We start from the raw sequence: 15,433 nt of genomic DNA, 5'->3' as shown, positions 1-15,433 counted from the left end.
GGCTCCGCCGAGGGACGCGCCCTCCCAGAGAAAACAGAGTGGGGGTTAAAGCCGTTCGACGGCCCCTTCGTCAACGGCCCGGGGCTCGGCCGGATCCACGCATCGCGATTTCGTCGCCGACGCTCCACCATTGGGTCCGCTCGAGTGGGCTTCGCCCGTCGTCCGGCTCCCGATGACCGACATCATGACCCGCTCCGTCGCCTGGAACGGCTGAGCCCGTGCACGAGCGGTTCGCAGCGGTCGGACTACAGACGACGCGCTCAGCGTGCGGTGCGCGAAACGCGCTCGATTTCCTGGCGCACCAGGCGCTCGACGATGCGGGGGAGATTGTCGTCGAGCCAAGTCTTCAGCATCGGGCGCAGGATCTCCTTCACGAGATCCTCGACGGTGCGTTCATGGGCCGGAACGCGCAAGTCGCCCAGCGATTCGAACGCGGCGCTGACTGCAGCGTCGACATCCGGCGACAGCAGCTCCTTGCGGAGCGGCAGATCCCGGGGTGGCAGATCCCGGGGTGGCAGGTCGCGGGGCGGAACATCGCGGCGTGGCGTGCGGGCGGCGGGTTCCGGCGGGCTGCGGAAAGCGGTGGCCTCCGGTGGACGCGCGGGCGCCGGGCGCTGAGCGGTCGGATCGGCGGCACGCGGCCCGGCCGGTGGAAAAACGCTGCCTTGCGGGGCCTGGAACGGATAATCCGCCATGATGTCTGCCTCCATCCGTTCTTGCTCGACGGCGGCCAAATCGTCCGCCCCGGCCCATTGGTCATGCAGCGGTTGATCACGGAGAGGCAGGTCGCGAACCGGCTCGTCGCGGGCCGAATGAACGCGTGCGGGGGCGGCAGGTGGCGCCCCATAGGGCGCGGCAGAGCTTGGAACCGGCTCCGCCGAAGATTCGGGACGCCGCGGTGGCCCCTCCGATGGACGGGGCGCCGGCCGACGCGGCACCGGCTCGTCGTCGGCGATGATCCTGCGGATCGACGCAAGGATCTCGTCCATCGACGGCTCCTGGGCTTTCGCGTTTGCAGACATGTCCCGACCCCGGCCGAAGACGTCTTTCAATCCGCGCGGCAAGCTACGAGGGATCAAGGACGCCAGAATCGCACCTATTGATGAAGTATGACATCGGCGGTGGCGCCGCAAAATACGTCAGGCGTGTGCTCTGCTATTTTCCGTCCGGCGTTCTCAGACCGAACCAGCTGTCGCGGACCTGCTGGTAGTGCACCTTGGGATCGTAGACCGGGACCTTCAAAGCGAGCGAAATCGCATCGAGCTGACCGACAATCGAGATCAGCGAATAGGCGGCCACCACCCGGTCGCGCTGGGCAATCACCAATGCCGATTTCGAGTTCGTCAGATCGGTCTGCGCATTCAGAACGTCGGTCGTCGTGCGTTGGCCGACCCGCCATTCCTCGCGCACGCCTTCCAAAGCCAGCGTATTGGCGGCGACCTGCGACTGGGCCGACTCGATCTGCGCCTTGGACGCTTCCAACGCACCCCAATATTGCACCGCGAGCGTGCGGACCTGATCCCGGTTCACATCCACCTCGATGCGCGCCTGGGTGAGATATTCCTTGGCCTGCCGAATGGCCGAATATTCCGCGCCGCCCTGATAGATCGGGATCGAGAGGTTCAGCATGACGCTGGCACCGTTCTGAGAGTCGATCGTCCCGCTCTGATCGTAGCTCTGCTGAAGCTGGCCTTGGACGTTCAAATTGGGGGCGAGATTGCTCTCCGCCATGCGCACCGAGAAATTGGCGGCGTCTACGGCGAATTGCGAGGCGAGGATCGCCGGATGACGGCCGAGGCCGGTGCGGATGACGGAATCGAGGGTTCCGGGAATCTTGCGCTCGATCGCCGTCGACGGCGGCGTCAGCCGGCCGGGATCGAGGCCGATCACCTGCCGATAGGTGGCGCGATAGGAGCTGAGATTGGCGACCGCCTGAGCCACCTCGTACTGTGCCGCCGCGACCCGCGCCTCCGCTTGGGCAACGTCGGTACGCGTGACCTCGCCGACATTGAAGCGGTCACGCGTGGCACGCAATTCCTGTTGCAGGGCCGCGAGATTCTGCTGCTGGAGTTCGAGTAGAGAAATCCCCTGAATCACGTCCATATAGGCCGTGACACCGTTCAGGAGGACCGTCTGCTCGGTATTGCGAAGGGTCTCACGCGATCCCTTCACGGTCGATTCCGCATTGCGCGTGGTGTTCGCGGTGAGAAAGCCGTTGAAGATGGTCTGCGTCACCGTGAGATTGAACGCGCGCGGCGTCAGGGTGCCATTCGTGCTCTGCCCCCCCGCCGTATAACGCGAATATTGCGAGCCGACGCTCGCCCCGGCGGACACGTTCGGGCGATAGCCGGACAGGGCCTGAGGCACGTTCTCGTCGATCGCACGGGTCCCGGCGCGCTGGGAATTCAAGGTCGGATTGTTGATGTAGGCCGCCGCCAGCGCCGCATCGAGCGACTGCGCCGAGACCATGGTCGGCGTGAGAGCGGCGGAGGCGAATCCTACCCAGGCCAGCACGCAGATGCGTTGACGGATTCGCGCCATAAGCAGCATTTACCTCTCCCCACCCGACGCAACCCGAAACATGCCGATCCGCCCACCGAGCACGCGCTGGACGAACATAGCGACGCCGCCGAGCTGAAGGAACCGAGAGCCGCAAGCCGAGAAGATTTTCTACCTGACCGCGGCAGAAGCGCCACAGGTGTCGGACCCGCGCGACTTCTAAGCTCGACGGACCGCAAGAGACTTGCGCTCCGGAGCCGGTCGATCGACAGCCATGGAAAGCAGACAGCCGTTGCCCTGTCTCAGAAAGTGAAGCGCGGCAAGGCTTCGAAGCCGGGAAGAAGCGGTATGGCCGCGTTGAACACGACACGCTCGCTGATGGCCTCGCCCGCCCTGCTGAACACCGCGGCCCGCCCAGCGCCGCCACGGCCGACCACCGTCACCAGCCGCCCGCCATCCTTCAGTTGAGCCAGAAGTGCTGGCGGCACGATATCCACGGACCCGTTGACCAGGATAACGTCATAGGGCGCCTCGGGTGCCCATCCCTGAGTGAGCGGACCGGAGAAACAGGCAACATTCGAAATGGCGAGGTCGGCGAGCGTCGCGTTCGCAGCCGCCACCAAATCGGCATCGTCCTCGACCGAGACAACCTGGCCGCTGAGGCGCGCAAGAATGGCCGCCGAATAGCCGGTGCCAGAGCCGATATCGAGCACGAGATCCTCGGCCTGAACGTCCGCCAGCTGCACCAGCTTCGCCAGCACCATCGGCTCCAGCAGATACCGGGCGGGTGCGGCGGCGGTTGCCGCGCGGACAATCAGATCGTCGTCGATATAAGCGAGCGGGCGCAAATGGTCCGGCACGAAACGCTCACGCGGGATCTCAAGCATCGCCTCGACGATGCGCGGATCGGTGACGTCGTTGGTGCGGACCTGGCTGTCCACCATGCCACGGCGCAATTCAACGAAATCGATCATCCCGGCCCCTCCGGTCCCCATCACCCCCGTGAAGAGCCACAGCCGGGGCGCATTTGCAAGCGGCGGGCGCGGCGGCGATGCGCGCCGCGCCCGCCGTCGGCTCACTTGCCGATATCGGCAATCCCCGCCACGGTGATCTGGCGGAAAATGACATGGTCGCCGACCGAGAGCTTCTTGAAGCCGTCCTGGTCGCCCGGCACCTTGATGTCGACCGAGTTTCCGGCCGGACCCTGGAGTGTCACGGTCCGCGTATCGGCTGCGATTGCGGTGATCGTCGCGGCGATCTCACGACGGTCGGTGACGATCATACCGGGTCGCGCGCCCGCCGGGGCCGTGTCGAGGGTCTTCACGTCGACCGGCACCGGTGTGCCATCATTGGCATGGACGACGCTGATCTCGGTGATCTGCTCCATCGCCGCCGCAACCGTGTCGCCGACCTTGATCTGCGGGAAATTCTGCATTTCCGGGCTGGCCTTCACCACCAGCCAATTGCCCTTCGGTCCGACCAGCGTGACGGTGCGGCTCTTGGCATCGACCGCCGACACTTTGGCGGTGATCGCGTCCTTGACCACGAATCCCACGGCGAGAATGGGATCTGCGGCAAAGCCCACGCTCGGAAGGCACGCCAAAAGTCCGGCGGCCAGCATGCTGCGCATGTTCATCGTCTATACTCCTCAGGCGTCGCGCCCACCCCGGGGCGACGCGCCTACCTACCGATGCGTGAAGACACGCTCAAGTCATCGGGGGTGGCGATCTTCGACCGATCCGGGCGGGCGCGCGGGCGCGGCTCCCGGCTTGGCAGCGTGACCGTTCGCGGGCGAGACTGTGGCCCTCCTCTTGCCCAATCCGCTCGCCTGCTCTAACAACCGACGCATGAGGCCACGTGGCGGAGTGGTTACGCAGCGGACTGCAAATCCGTGCACCCCGGTTCGATTCCGGGCGTGGCCTCCAGCGTGGCGTGCGCCGAGCCGAGACATGCCGTCACCCTTTCTCCCCCCGGCACGCGGTGCCGAGGCCGGAATATGGCGAAGCGCAGGGTCTGCGCCGCGGCTCGGATCGGAGACATGAATGAGCTTTGCCCCCCTTGAACGCCTGCGCGACGCGCTGCTGAGAGACGAGAGCCTGCGCGTCATCTACCGGCTGTTCCTGTCGGACGGTGTGCGCCACTGGAAGGGCTATGCGCTCGCCTTTTTCTTCATGGGCCTGATGGCCGTCGCCACTGGCGGCATGGCCTATCTGATGAAGGATGCGGTCGATTCGATCTTCGTCGCACCGACGGCCCAGGCAATCTGGCTGGTCGCCATCGTCATGATGCTCCTGTCCATGACCAAGGGCTTCTCGGCCTATGCCCAGAACGTCACCATGGCACGGGTTGGCAACCGAATCGTCGCCGACAATCAGAAGCGGGTGTTCGAACGGCTGCTCGGCAAGGATGTGCGCTATTATGCCGGGCACCATACCGCCGACATCACGATGCGCTTCTCGACCGGCGCATCCGCCGCGCGCGATGCGCTGAACCTGGTCATCACCTCGATCGGTCGCGACGTCTTTTCGCTGCTCGCGCTCGCCACGGTCGCCTTGATCCAGGATCCGTTCCTCGCGGTGATCTGCGCCGTCGTGATGCCGATCGCCGTGATCGGGACGCGCAAGCTGATCAAGAAGGCGAAGAACATCTTCAAGCGCGAATTCACCAGCATGGTGAAGCTGAACGCGCTGGCGATGGAATTCATCCAGGGCGTGCGGACCGTCAAGGCCTATACGCTTGAGCCCATAATCCGCGAGCGCGTCCATACCTATGTCGACGACGTCGAGCGGGCCGCCAACAATCTCAGCCGCACCCAGGCCAAATCCAGCCCGATGATGGAGACGCTCGGCGGCTTCGCCATTGCCGGCGTGATTCTCTATGCCGGCTACAACGTGGTCGTTCTGGGCCGCACGCCGGGAGAATTCTTCTCGGTGCTCACCGCTTTGCTGCTCGCCTACGAGCCGGCCAAGCGCCTCGCCCGCTTTCACGTCGATCTCGCGCCGATGATGATCGGCGCCAATCTCCTGTTCGAAATCCTTGACAGCGAGGCGCCGGAACTCGTGGACGATACCCGCCCCGCACTCCCGGTGGAGCGCGCCCGGATCACCTTCGAAGAGGTGATGTTCGGCTATCGGCCCGGCGAGCCGGTGCTGCGCGGCATCAATCTTGTCGCCGAGCCGGGCCAGACGATGGCACTGGTCGGTGCTTCTGGCGGCGGCAAGACGACGATCATCAACCTCATCACGCGCTTCTACACCCCGCAGCAGGGCACGATCCGCATCGATGGCCACGACGTGATGAACTACTCGCTTCCCTCCGTGCGTGGCGCCACCGCTCTCGTCAGCCAGGACGTGTTTCTGTTCTCCGGCACGGTGCGCGAGAACATCGCCTTCGGCCGGCCGGGTGCGAGCGACGAGGAGATCGTGGCTGCGGCCAAGGCCGCGCATGCCCACGATTTCATCCTCACCTTCGACCAAGGTTACGATTCGCAGGTCGGCGAGCACGGCGTCCAGCTCTCCGGCGGCCAGCGCCAGCGCATCGCGATCAGCCGCGCCTTCCTGAAGGACGCGCCGATTCTCCTGCTCGACGAGGCGACCGCCGCGCTCGACAGCGAATCGGAGGCCGAGGTGCAGAAGGCCCTGCTCGCGCTGCAGAGCCGCCGCACCACGATCGTGATCGCCCATCGTCTTCAGACCGTGGTGCGCGCCGACAAGATCTGTGTGATCGACGGCGGACGGGTGGTCGAGGAAGGCCGCCACGACGAGCTGATGGCCCGGCGGGGGCGCTATTTCAGCTTCTACCAGATGCAGTTCGCCCACGAGGCGGAAGTCTCCGCCCCACCGCCGGAACCCACCCTGCTCAGTGCATGACGCGGTGAAACCGGACCTCGTCCCTGAGGGCGATATCGCCCTCGCGGCAGGTTTCTCGCCCGGATACGCACTTGGCGCTTCACAAGCCGGCAGCCGGTTGCTATATGGCCGCCTCGCTTGTGAGCGCTGATCCCCGGTAGCTCAGTGGTAGAGCAACCGGCTGTTAACCGGTTGGTCGCTGGTTCGAATCCGGCCCGGGGAGCCAATTTGCCGAAAATTGCGGGTCCCGCCCGCATATGTTGCGCCGGTTTCCTCCAGACGCTCTTTGGTCTGGAGGATGTCGCCGGCTCTGCGGCGAACGTCCCACACGATCATCTCTCTCGCTTGCGCGACGGGCTTCCCTTGACCGATTGCGCCGCGCCGGGCGAAAGCAGCGGCGGCAGTGCAGCTGAATGATTTGGGGACGCTTGAAGCGTCCAAGGATGTCCCATGATCGACGCGCCGACCGCATTCCGGCTCGACTGCGCGCGGCCTTTGCTCCTCGCCACATTTCCTGCGCCACAGCGCATGGTGGGCTGGGCGCTCCAGAATCCCGGTTTCGTGATGGCCGACCGGGTCGCCTGGCTGGAGGTGCGCGACGCCGATCTGCCCACGTCGCGCAATCCGGCGCTTTGGCTCACGGAGCGTCTCTCGGCGCTCGGCGCCGGCGGGGCCGTCGGCATGATGACGGCCCGCAACGTTGCCCTGCATCATGTCGCCATGTGCACCGTGGAGGGGGTTCGCGCCGAATGCGTCGTGACAGCGGGCCTCAGCAATGCCGAGCGGATCGGCCGGCGGTTTCGGGCGGATCCGGTGCGCGCCGGCACCATCAACATCCTCTGCCACGTCTCGGTGCCGCTGACCGACGGTGCGCTGATCGAAGCCCTGGCCCTGGTGGTTCAAGCCCGCACCGTGGCCATCCTGGAGGCCGGCCATCGGCCGGTTGCGGATGTCCCGCCCGTAACAGGCACCGGCACCGATTGCGTCGTCATGGCGGCGCCCTGCCCGGCGAACGGCACCCTGCCGGCGCCCTATGCGGGGATGCATACAGCGATCGGCGAGGCGATCGGCCATGCGGCCTTCGCGGCGACCGCCGCCGCCGTCTCTGAATGGATCGAAGCGCCACCCGGGCGCCCCTGAGTGCGCCGCTTTATCCGAACACCGACCAGTGCATCGCCTTGGCGAGGTGTTCGAGCGCGAGCGAGCCCAATACGGAATTGCCGTGCCGGTCGAGCCCGGGCGACCAGACCGCGATCGAGGCCTTGCCCGGCGCCACCGCCATGATGCCCCCGCCCACCCCGCTCTTGCCCGGCAGGCCGACCCGGAAGGCGAAATCGCCCGAGCCGTCATAATGTCCGCAGGTGAGCATCAGCGCGCTGATGCGGCGCGCCCGTTCGGAGGAGATCACGGTCACGCCGCGCGATGGCAGCCGGCCGGAAAAGGCGAGATACCGTCCCGCCATGGCGAGCTGCCGGCAGGTCATCGTGATCGAGCAATGGTGGAAATAGACCCCGAGCGCATGGTCGACCGGATTTTCCAGCACGTTGAACGCGCGCATATAATTGGCGAGCGCCGTGTTGAGGAAGCCGGTCTGTTTCTCGGAGCGGGCAACGTGCTCGTCGATCGCCACGGTCTCGTCCTCAGAGACGAAGCGGCAGAAACGGAGGATTTCGCCCAGCACCTCGCGCGGCTGGTGGCCCGCGAGCAGGACGTCGGTGACGGCGATCGCGCCGGCATTGATGAAGGGATTGCGCGGCTTGCCCTTCTCGTATTCGAGCTGAATGATCGAATTGAACGGGTTTCCGGATGGCTCGCGTCCAACCTTGGCCCACAGCGCGTCGCCGACCTTGCCGAGCGCGAGCGTCAAGGTGAAGACCTTCGAGATCGACTGGATAGAGAACGGCGTCTCCGCATCGCCAGCGAGAATGGTCTCGCCGTCGGCCGTCACCACGGCCATGCCGAACTGGCCGATCGGCACTTTGGCGAGTTCTGGGATATAGGTCGCGACATTGCCGCGCTCCTCACGGCTCTGCATACGCGCGGCGATTTCGCCGACCACGGTCTCTAGTTTCGGCAAGCCCGCGTCCCCACCTTCGCCCCGGATGTGCCACAAGATTACACTCTTGTGTCGCCTGCGCACGCGCCAAGGCGGCGCATCCGCCCGGCCATCACCTCTGGGGTCCGCCTATGCGTCCCGCTCTCGTCTGGTTCCGCAGCGATCTGCGACTCGCCGACAATCCGGCCCTCATCGCGGCGGCGCGGGAAGGACGGCAGATCGGCGCCCTCTTTGTCTGGGACGAGGATTCGCCCGGCATTCGCCCGCTGGGCGGAGCAGCGCGCTGGTGGCTCGCGCATTCGCTGCGCGCCCTTGCGGCGGATCTCGGCCGGTTCGACATCCCCCTCATCCTCCGGCGCGGGCCGGCGGCGAAGATCGTCACGGAGGTTGCGGAGGAGACCGGCAGCGATCTCGTCGCGTTCAATGCGCGCTCGGGCGCGGCGGAGGCGGAGGTCGACCGCACGGTCGCATCGGCGCTGGAGCAAGCCGGCTGCACCGCGCGCCGCTTCAACGGCGCGCTGCTTCACGCCCCCGGAACCGTACACACGGCGGCGGGCGGCCTGCCGCGCACCTTCAGCGCGTTCCGCCGCGCCGCCCAAAAGCTGGAGCCCCCCCGCCAGCCGAAGCCCATCCCCGCAGGCTTGCTCGGAATCGATACCCCCCCGAAGGGCGACCTCCTGGAAACATGGGGGCTCGAGCCGGTCGCGCCCGATTGGGCCAGCGGGATCCGAGCGGCATGGCAATGCGGCGAGGCGGCCGCTCAAGCACGCCTCGCCGCGTTTCTCGATGACGGGTTGAACGGCTATGCGGAAGGCCGCGACAGCCCCGCGGCCGCGCGAGTCTCGCGCCTCTCCCCGCACCTGCGATGGGGAGAAATTTCCCCGCATCAGGTGCTCGCCTCTGCCCGCCACGCCGCACAGACCGGTAGCGTGTCGCATGCCGATGCCGACAAATTCGAGGCGGAGCTTTATTGGCGCGAATTCGCCCACCACGTTCTGGCGGCCGAACCCGACCTTGCGCAACGCAATCTTCAGACGGCGTTCGACGCCTTTCCCTGGCGCGAATGCATCGGCGAGTTGAAGGTCTGGCGGGCGGGACGCACCGGCTATCCCCTGGTCGATGCCGGGATGCGGGAATTGTGGCAGACCGGATGGATGCACAACCGGGTCCGCATGGTGGTCGGCTCCTTCCTCGCCAAGCACCTGCTGATCCCGTGGCAGGAGGGCGAGAGCTGGTTTTGGGACACGCTGGTCGATGCCGATCCCGCCAGCAACCCCTGCAGTTGGCAATGGGTCGCCGGAACCGGGGTCGATGCCGCGCCGTATTTTCGCATCTTCAATCCGGTGCTTCAGGGCGAGAAGTTCGACCCGGACGGCACCTATGTCCGCGCCTTCGTGCCGGAATTGGCAAAGCTTCCCGCCCCCTTCATCCACCGCCCCTGGACCGCCGATGCCGCGACGCTGGCGCGGGCTGGGGTTCGGCTCGGGATCACTTATCCCAAGCCGATCATCGCCCATGACGCCGCGCGCGACCGCGCCTTGCGCGCCTTCGCCCATATCAAGTCCGGTGCGGGCCGGTTGCCCGAAGTGGCGCCGGTCAGCTAGATGTTCGTCCCGACAGGGTTTCCTGATCGGCGACTGCGCTGGTCCCCTCGCGGGGATCGGCCGGCCCGGCGGAGCATCCTCAAAACCGGTCCGTCTCGACGGATCGCGCCACCTCGCGGAAGGTTTCCCGCATGACAATCCGCAACGGCCTCGTCGACACGATCGGCCACACCCCGCTGATCCGCCTGAAGCGTGCGTCGGAAGAAACCGGCTGCGAGATCCTCGGCAAGGCGGAATTCCTCAATCCCGGCCAGTCGGTGAAGGACCGCGCGGCGCTCGGCATCATCCGCGACGCCATGGCGCGCGGTACGCTGGAGCCGGGCGGGGTCATTGTCGAGGGCACAGCGGGCAATACGGGGATCGGACTGGCGCTGGTGGCGGCGCCCTTTGGTTTCCGCACCGTGATCGTCATCCCGGACACGCAGTCGCAGGAAAAGAAAGACATGCTGCGCCTGGCCGGGGCGACTCTGGTCGAGGTGCCGGCCGTGCCCTATTCCAACCCGAACAATTACGTGAAGGTCTCCGGGCGCCTCGCCGAGGCCCTCGCGCGCACCGAGCCGCATGGCGCGATTTGGGCGAACCAGTTCGACAATGTCGCCAACCGCCAGGCCCATATCGACACGACCGGCCCGGAAATCTGGGACCAGACGGCGGGCAAGGTGGACGGCTTCGTCTGCTCGGTCGGCACAGGCGGGACCTTTGCCGGGGTCGGCATGGCACTGAAGGCGCGCAATCCGACGGTGAAGATCGCGCTGGCTGACCCGATGGGTGCGGCACTTTATTCCTATTACACGACTGGCGAACTGAAGTCGGAAGGCAGCTCCATCACCGAGGGGATCGGCCAAGGCCGCATCACCGCGAACCTGGAAGACGCGCCGGTCGACATGGCATTCCAGATCCCCGATTCGGAGGCGATCCCGCTCGTGTTCGACCTTCTGGAGCACGAGGGCCTGTGCCTCGGCGGGTCCTCGGGTGTCAATGTCGCCGGAGCGATCCGTCTCGCGCGCGAACTGGGACCGGGCCATACCATCGTGACCATCCTGTGCGATTTCGGCACGCGCTATCAATCCAAACTGTTCAATCCCGCTTTCCTGCGCTCCAAGGCCCTGCCTGTCCCGGCCTGGCTGGAGCGCTCGCCGGCGGTCCCCAACGTCCTCGTCTGATCCGCAGAGAAGCCGCTCATGTCTATCTTCGTCACCACCGAATGGCTGGCCGACAATCTTTCGGCGCCGGATCTCGTGATCGTCGACGGCTCCTGGCATCTGCCGCCGACCGGGCGAACCGGCGGCCCGGAATTTCTGGAGCGCCACATTCCCGGGGCGGTGTTCTTCGACCTCGAGGCGGTCTCCGACACCACCAGCGACCTGCCCCACATGCTGCCCGAGCCGCGCGCCTTCGCGACGGCGGTAGGCGCCCTCGGCATCGGCGATGGGGTGCGGATCGTCGTCTACGATTCGCTCGGCCTGTTCTCGGCGCCGCGGGTGTGGTGGACGTTCCGCGCCTTCGGGGCGCAGGATGTAAAAATCCTCGAAGGCGGCCTGCCAAAATGGCTGGCCGAGGACCGACCGGTGGAGAGCGGTGCCGCGCGGCGCCTGCCGGGCGTCTTCAACGCCCGGCTCGACCGCTCCGTCGTCGCCGATATCGGCCATATCGAGCGGGTGGTGGCGAGCGGTGGGCCGACCCAGATCCTCGACGCCCGGGCAGCCGGACGGTTCGCCGGCACGGCGCCGGAACCGCGCCCCAATCTGCCGTCGGGCCGTATCCCAGGCAGTCTCAACCTGCCCTCTTCGACTCTCGTGAAGGACGGCGTTCTGGCGTCGCCCGAGGTGGTGCGGCAGGAACTCGACGCGGCGGGGGTCGACCTGTCCCGGCCGATCATCACCAGTTGCGGTTCCGGCGTGTCGGCCGCGATCCTGTGGATCGCGCTCGAGAGCGTCGGCAAGCGCCCCACTGCGCTTTATGACGGCTCCTGGACCGAATGGGCCTCGCGCGGCAAGCCGATCGAGACCGACGCCGCCTGAGCCGGACTCAGCCGGGGTGACGGTTGCAAGCTCCGGACAAGCTGACCCTTGCAAGAAATGACCGACTGCGGGCCGTGCCACGGCGCTGCGGCCTGTGCCCCCGCCGCGTTGGCGCCGGGCCGGTTCCCTTCTGCAATGGTGCTGCCATGTCGTTCAAAAACTGGTCGATCCTCGCCAAGGTCTTGTCATTGTCCGGGCTCCTCCTGCTCACGGGTGCCGGCGCAATTTTTGCCGTCGTTCGGACGGCGCAGAACACGGAAACGGAGCTGCGCACCATGCTCGAGGGCGACGCGCGCGGGCTAGCGGCTCTCGCCCGCGCCAATCGTGCCGTGGTCTTTACCAGCCGCTCGATCTATGAGGCCCTGACCTCGACGACGACCCAGGGCAACGCGGCCGCGCTCAAGCACCAGGAAGCCGGCATCGCCAGCTTCGAGCGCAATATCCAGCGCGCGGCAGAAGCGATGCCTCAACGGGGCGCCGAAATGCGCGCCGTCCAGGCGAAATTCAAGGCCTCCCTCGACACCACCTGCGCCGAGACGGTGCGGCTCGCCAATACCGGAACGACCCCGGAAGAGAACGCCCGCGCAACCGCCTTGATGACGAGCATTTGCGATCCGGCGCTGCAGACCCTGACCGATGCGATCGCAGCAAGCGTCGAAGCCCTTCAGAAGGATGTGGATGTGCGGACCGATGCGATCATCGAGGCCGCCGAAGAGAATACGATCTTCACCGAAGTCTTCGCCGGCCTCGCTATGCTTGCCGTCTTCGGCGGCTCCGCCTTTGCCGCCTCGGTCGGCATCGCCCGCCCGGTCCGCCGCATCACCGACATCCTGACCTCGCTGGCGGACGAGAAGCTCGACGTGGCCGTCGACGGCACCGAGCGCAAGGACGAAATCGGCCAGATGGCCCGCAGCACCGAAAACCTCCGGGCAGCCCTTGTCGAAGCCGAGCGGCTGCGGGACGAGGCCGCGCTCCAGGAGAAGCGGGCGGCGGAAAAGATCCTCGCCGAACGCAACCAGATCGCCAACGAGTTCGAGTCCAAGATGGGCGCCCTCGCCAACGGTTTCGCTTCCTCCTCCACCCAAGTGGCCGATGCCGCGCGCGGCCTGTCCGCCTCGGCCGAGGAGACCTCCCGTCAGGCCCAGGCTGTTGCCGGCGCCGCCGAGGAAGCGAGCAACAACGTGCAGACTGTCGCTGCCTCCACCGAGGAGATGACCGCCTCGATCCGTGAGATCGGTTCGCGCGTCACCCGCGCCGCCGACATTGCCCGGGACGCGTCGGAAGCCACCGACTCGACCCATAGAGAAATCACCGATCTATCGCAGGCCGCGGCGAAGATCGGCGAAGTGGTGGACCTGATCACCAATATCGCCAGCCAGACCAACCTGCTCGCCCTCAATGCCACGATCGAAGCGGCGCGCGCCGGCGAGATGGGCAAGGGCTTCGCGGTGGTGGCGCAGGAGGTGAAGCAGCTCGCCGCCCAGACCGCCAAGGCAACCGAGGAAATCGGCTCCAAGGTCTCCGAAATCCAGGGTGCGACGCGACGGACCGTGGGCTCGATCGAAAAAATCGTCGGCATCATCGGCGAGATCCAAGATGCGACCGCCGCCATCGCATCCTCGATCGAGGAGCAGGGGGCGGCGACGCAGGAGATCGCCTACAACACCCAGCATGCCGCCCAGGGCACGGGCGCAGTGAACGACAACATTTCCGGCGTCGGACGCGCGGCGGAGATGACCGGCGCCGCCTCGACCCAGCTCATGAGCCTGTCCAGCTCCCTGTCGAGCCAGGCCGGCGATCTCCAGCAGGAGGTCAGGCGGTTCGTGAACAATCTGCGCGCGGGCTAAAACCGAGCCAAGCCGTGGACACGCCGCGCCGGCCCGGAAAGCCGGCGCGGTTTCGCGTTCAGAGCAGACCGAGGGCGCGCAGTTCGCGTTGCATCGCTTCCGGCAGGCGATCGTCGGCCTGCCCTTCCGCCGCATCAAAAGGTGCCTCGGCACCCTTCAGGTAGCGCCATCCCTGGAACGGCCGCGACGGCCGCGCGACCACCCGCACGACGGTGGGATCCAGCACCAGGCGGCAGCGACCGATCCCCTCCCCGTCGACGAACGGCTCGATCGCGCGCAATCGCTGCCGGCACAGAACTTCCCCCTTGATCACCCAATAGAGCGATCCGCCCGCCAGAAGCTCGGTGGCACGGGTCGGCATCATGCGGGTGACGTGAGCATGGTCGCCGGGAAGCCCGCGCGCGGCTCTCTCGGCCAGACGCGCGGCAATCCAGGCGGTGAGGTCCTCGACCGAGTCCGCGCCGACGCAGAGCTTGAGCAGATGCAGCCCGCCGGCCGGCGGAACCGACAGATCCCGGGGCGAGGGTTTGGCGGCTTTGGCGCGAGCGTTCATGCCGCCGGCACGCGTTTAACCTCGGGCCAGTCGACCTCGTCGTGCGGCTCGACCCAGGGTTCGGCCAGTGCAGCCTTGCGCCAAGCGACGAAATCGGGCTGGGCGTGGATCGCGGCGACATAGTCGGCGCAGACCGGATCAAGCGGTACGCCATAGGTCGCGAACCGCGTCGCGACCGGAGCGAACATGGCGTCGGCGGCGCAGAAACGTCCGAACAGAAAGTCGCCCCCGGCGCCGAACCGTCCGCGCGCCGCACGCCAGATTTCGCCGATCCGGGCGATCTCCGCACCGATATCCGCATCGAAGGCACGCGTCTCGACCGGACGCCATAAATTCATCGGCAGATGGCGGCGCAGCCGATGAAAGCTGGAATGCATCTCGGCGGCGACGGCTCGCGCCATGCCGCGCGCGACGCGGTCACCGGGCCAGACCGGCCGATCAGGATAGCGCTCAGCGGCATGCTCGATGATGGCGAGCGAATCCCAAACCGCGACGTCGTCATCCAGCAGAAGCGGAACACGCCGCGGCGCGTCGAGACCCTCGAACGCGGCGGCGAATTCGGCGCTGCCGAACGGCACCAGCCGCGCCTCGAACGGGATGCCTGACGCGGTGAGGGCGAGCCAGGCACGGAGCGACCATGAAGAATAATTCTTATTACCGATCAGCAGCGTCAGCGCCATCGCCCATGGTCCCCCGACACATCTTGCGCACGCGACGTCCGCCGCAGGACAGGTTCCGGGCTCCAGCCTATATCAGGCACGGGCCTCCCATCCATCCCGGCGCCGACCTCGCTCGCATGCCGCCAATACCTGATGCGCCGCGGCGCCCGGTCTACCTCGCCGCCAACACCGCCGGCGCTTCGAATCCACCGAACAGATAGACCACAACGATGGCGACCAGAAAGAGAGCGAGGCTAACGCGTGCAATCCCCCAACAGGATCGCTCGGTCGAGACTGCCATGATGACAACGGACCTTAATAGTGATGCGATGCCGGGACTCAACCG

The 15,433-nt window shown here is 66.6% G+C and carries 13 protein-coding genes and 2 tRNA genes; 8 read left to right on the top strand and 7 right to left on the bottom strand.

Annotation, left to right across the window (positions count from 1 at the left end; all coding sequences use genetic code 11):
- Positions 1-260: 260 nt before the first annotated feature.
- The 4 genes from EDC64_RS23605 to EDC64_RS18395 all read right to left on the bottom strand — a co-directional run bounded on the left by EDC64_RS23605 (position 261) and on the right by EDC64_RS18395 (position 4,135).
- Positions 261-734 carry a DUF2497 domain-containing protein gene (locus EDC64_RS23605; protein ID WP_165933813.1) on the bottom strand — a complete coding sequence of 158 codons (474 nt, stop codon included), beginning with the start codon at positions 732-734 and terminating at the stop codon, positions 261-263.
- Positions 735-1,155: 421 nt separating this feature from the next.
- Positions 1,156-2,550: a TolC family outer membrane protein gene (locus EDC64_RS18405; protein ID WP_245504773.1), complete on the bottom strand. Its 1,395-nt coding sequence runs from the start codon at positions 2,548-2,550 to the stop codon at positions 1,156-1,158.
- Positions 2,551-2,801: 251 nt separating this feature from the next.
- Positions 2,802-3,473, bottom strand: a complete 672-nt coding sequence (locus EDC64_RS18400) for a protein-L-isoaspartate O-methyltransferase family protein (RefSeq protein ID WP_132034083.1) — start codon at positions 3,471-3,473, stop codon at positions 2,802-2,804.
- A 101-nt stretch (positions 3,474-3,574) separates the two neighbouring features.
- Positions 3,575-4,135, bottom strand: coding sequence for a hypothetical protein (locus EDC64_RS18395; protein WP_132034081.1), 561 nt, complete (start codon positions 4,133-4,135; stop codon positions 3,575-3,577).
- 215 nt (positions 4,136-4,350) lie between these two features.
- Here EDC64_RS18395 and EDC64_RS18390 point away from each other — a divergent pair.
- The 4 genes from EDC64_RS18390 (at position 4,351) to EDC64_RS18375 (ending at position 7,487) form a co-directional block, all read left to right on the top strand.
- Positions 4,351-4,424 (top strand) — tRNA-Cys (locus EDC64_RS18390).
- Positions 4,425-4,541: 117 nt separating this feature from the next.
- Complete coding sequence (locus EDC64_RS18385; protein ID WP_132034079.1) at positions 4,542-6,368, top strand: ABC transporter ATP-binding protein; 1,827 nt, start codon at positions 4,542-4,544, stop codon at positions 6,366-6,368.
- 130 nt (positions 6,369-6,498) lie between these two features.
- Positions 6,499-6,573: transfer RNA gene (locus EDC64_RS18380), tRNA-Asn, on the top strand.
- A gap of 224 nt (positions 6,574-6,797) precedes the next feature.
- On the top strand, positions 6,798-7,487 hold the full coding sequence (locus tag EDC64_RS18375; protein ID WP_132034077.1) for an adenosylcobinamide amidohydrolase: 690 nt from the start codon (positions 6,798-6,800) through the stop codon (positions 7,485-7,487).
- A 10-nt stretch (positions 7,488-7,497) separates the two neighbouring features.
- Here the strand turns inward: EDC64_RS18375 and EDC64_RS18370 are convergent, their stop codons facing one another.
- On the bottom strand, positions 7,498-8,424 hold the full coding sequence (locus EDC64_RS18370) for a glutaminase (RefSeq protein WP_132034075.1): 927 nt from the start codon (positions 8,422-8,424) through the stop codon (positions 7,498-7,500).
- Positions 8,425-8,534: 110 nt separating this feature from the next.
- Here EDC64_RS18370 and EDC64_RS18365 point away from each other — a divergent pair, with 110 nt between their 5' ends.
- From EDC64_RS18365 to EDC64_RS18350, 4 genes are all read left to right on the top strand, one after another.
- Entirely contained in the window at positions 8,535-10,007 is a 1,473-nt protein-coding gene (locus EDC64_RS18365) for a cryptochrome/photolyase family protein (protein ID WP_132034073.1), read from the top strand.
- Between the two features lie 131 nt (positions 10,008-10,138).
- Positions 10,139-11,170 (top strand): cysteine synthase A, encoded by a 1,032-nt coding sequence (locus tag EDC64_RS18360; protein ID WP_132034071.1) that lies wholly within the window; start codon positions 10,139-10,141, stop codon positions 11,168-11,170.
- An 18-nt stretch (positions 11,171-11,188) separates the two neighbouring features.
- Positions 11,189-12,028, top strand: coding sequence for a 3-mercaptopyruvate sulfurtransferase (gene sseA / locus EDC64_RS18355; protein WP_132034069.1), 840 nt, complete (start codon positions 11,189-11,191; stop codon positions 12,026-12,028).
- Between the two features lie 146 nt (positions 12,029-12,174).
- Positions 12,175-13,875 (top strand): methyl-accepting chemotaxis protein, encoded by a 1,701-nt coding sequence (locus EDC64_RS18350; RefSeq protein WP_132034067.1) that lies wholly within the window; start codon positions 12,175-12,177, stop codon positions 13,873-13,875.
- Positions 13,876-13,933: 58 nt separating this feature from the next.
- On the opposite strand, the gene EDC64_RS18345 is transcribed toward EDC64_RS18350, so the two are convergent.
- Together EDC64_RS18345 and EDC64_RS18340 are read right to left on the bottom strand one after the other, a co-directional pair.
- On the bottom strand, positions 13,934-14,428 hold the full coding sequence (locus EDC64_RS18345; protein WP_132034065.1) for a DUF1489 family protein: 495 nt from the start codon (positions 14,426-14,428) through the stop codon (positions 13,934-13,936).
- Positions 14,425-15,108 carry a glutathione S-transferase family protein gene (locus EDC64_RS18340; RefSeq protein ID WP_132034063.1) on the bottom strand — a complete coding sequence of 228 codons (684 nt, stop codon included), beginning with the start codon at positions 15,106-15,108 and terminating at the stop codon, positions 14,425-14,427. The genes EDC64_RS18345 and EDC64_RS18340 overlap by 4 nt, the downstream gene beginning before the upstream one ends.
- Between the last annotated feature and the right edge of the window lie 325 nt (positions 15,109-15,433).

The organism is Aquabacter spiritensis, assembly GCF_004346185.1.
GTDB lineage: Bacteria > Pseudomonadota > Alphaproteobacteria > Rhizobiales > Xanthobacteraceae > Aquabacter > Aquabacter spiritensis.
The sequence above is the reverse complement of the archived record's forward strand: the minus strand, read 5'-3'. Positions and strand labels throughout refer to the sequence as shown.

Coding starts and splice junctions, on each gene's coding strand:
- EDC64_RS18405 (WP_245504773.1), bottom strand. CDS start 2,550: ATGCTGCTTATGGCGCGAATCCGTCAACGCATCTGCGTGCTGGCCTGG.
- EDC64_RS18400 (WP_132034083.1), bottom strand. CDS start 3,473: ATGATCGATTTCGTTGAATTGCGCCGTGGCATGGTGGACAGCCAGGTC.
- EDC64_RS18395 (WP_132034081.1), bottom strand. CDS start 4,135: ATGAACATGCGCAGCATGCTGGCCGCCGGACTTTTGGCGTGCCTTCCG.
- EDC64_RS18385 (WP_132034079.1), top strand. CDS start 4,542: ATGAGCTTTGCCCCCCTTGAACGCCTGCGCGACGCGCTGCTGAGAGAC.
- EDC64_RS18375 (WP_132034077.1), top strand. CDS start 6,798: ATGATCGACGCGCCGACCGCATTCCGGCTCGACTGCGCGCGGCCTTTG.
- EDC64_RS18365 (WP_132034073.1), top strand. CDS start 8,535: ATGCGTCCCGCTCTCGTCTGGTTCCGCAGCGATCTGCGACTCGCCGAC.
- EDC64_RS18360 (WP_132034071.1), top strand. CDS start 10,139: ATGACAATCCGCAACGGCCTCGTCGACACGATCGGCCACACCCCGCTG.
- sseA (WP_132034069.1), top strand. CDS start 11,189: ATGTCTATCTTCGTCACCACCGAATGGCTGGCCGACAATCTTTCGGCG.
- EDC64_RS18350 (WP_132034067.1), top strand. CDS start 12,175: ATGTCGTTCAAAAACTGGTCGATCCTCGCCAAGGTCTTGTCATTGTCC.
- EDC64_RS18345 (WP_132034065.1), bottom strand. CDS start 14,428: ATGAACGCTCGCGCCAAAGCCGCCAAACCCTCGCCCCGGGATCTGTCG.
- EDC64_RS18340 (WP_132034063.1), bottom strand. CDS start 15,108: ATGGCGCTGACGCTGCTGATCGGTAATAAGAATTATTCTTCATGGTCG.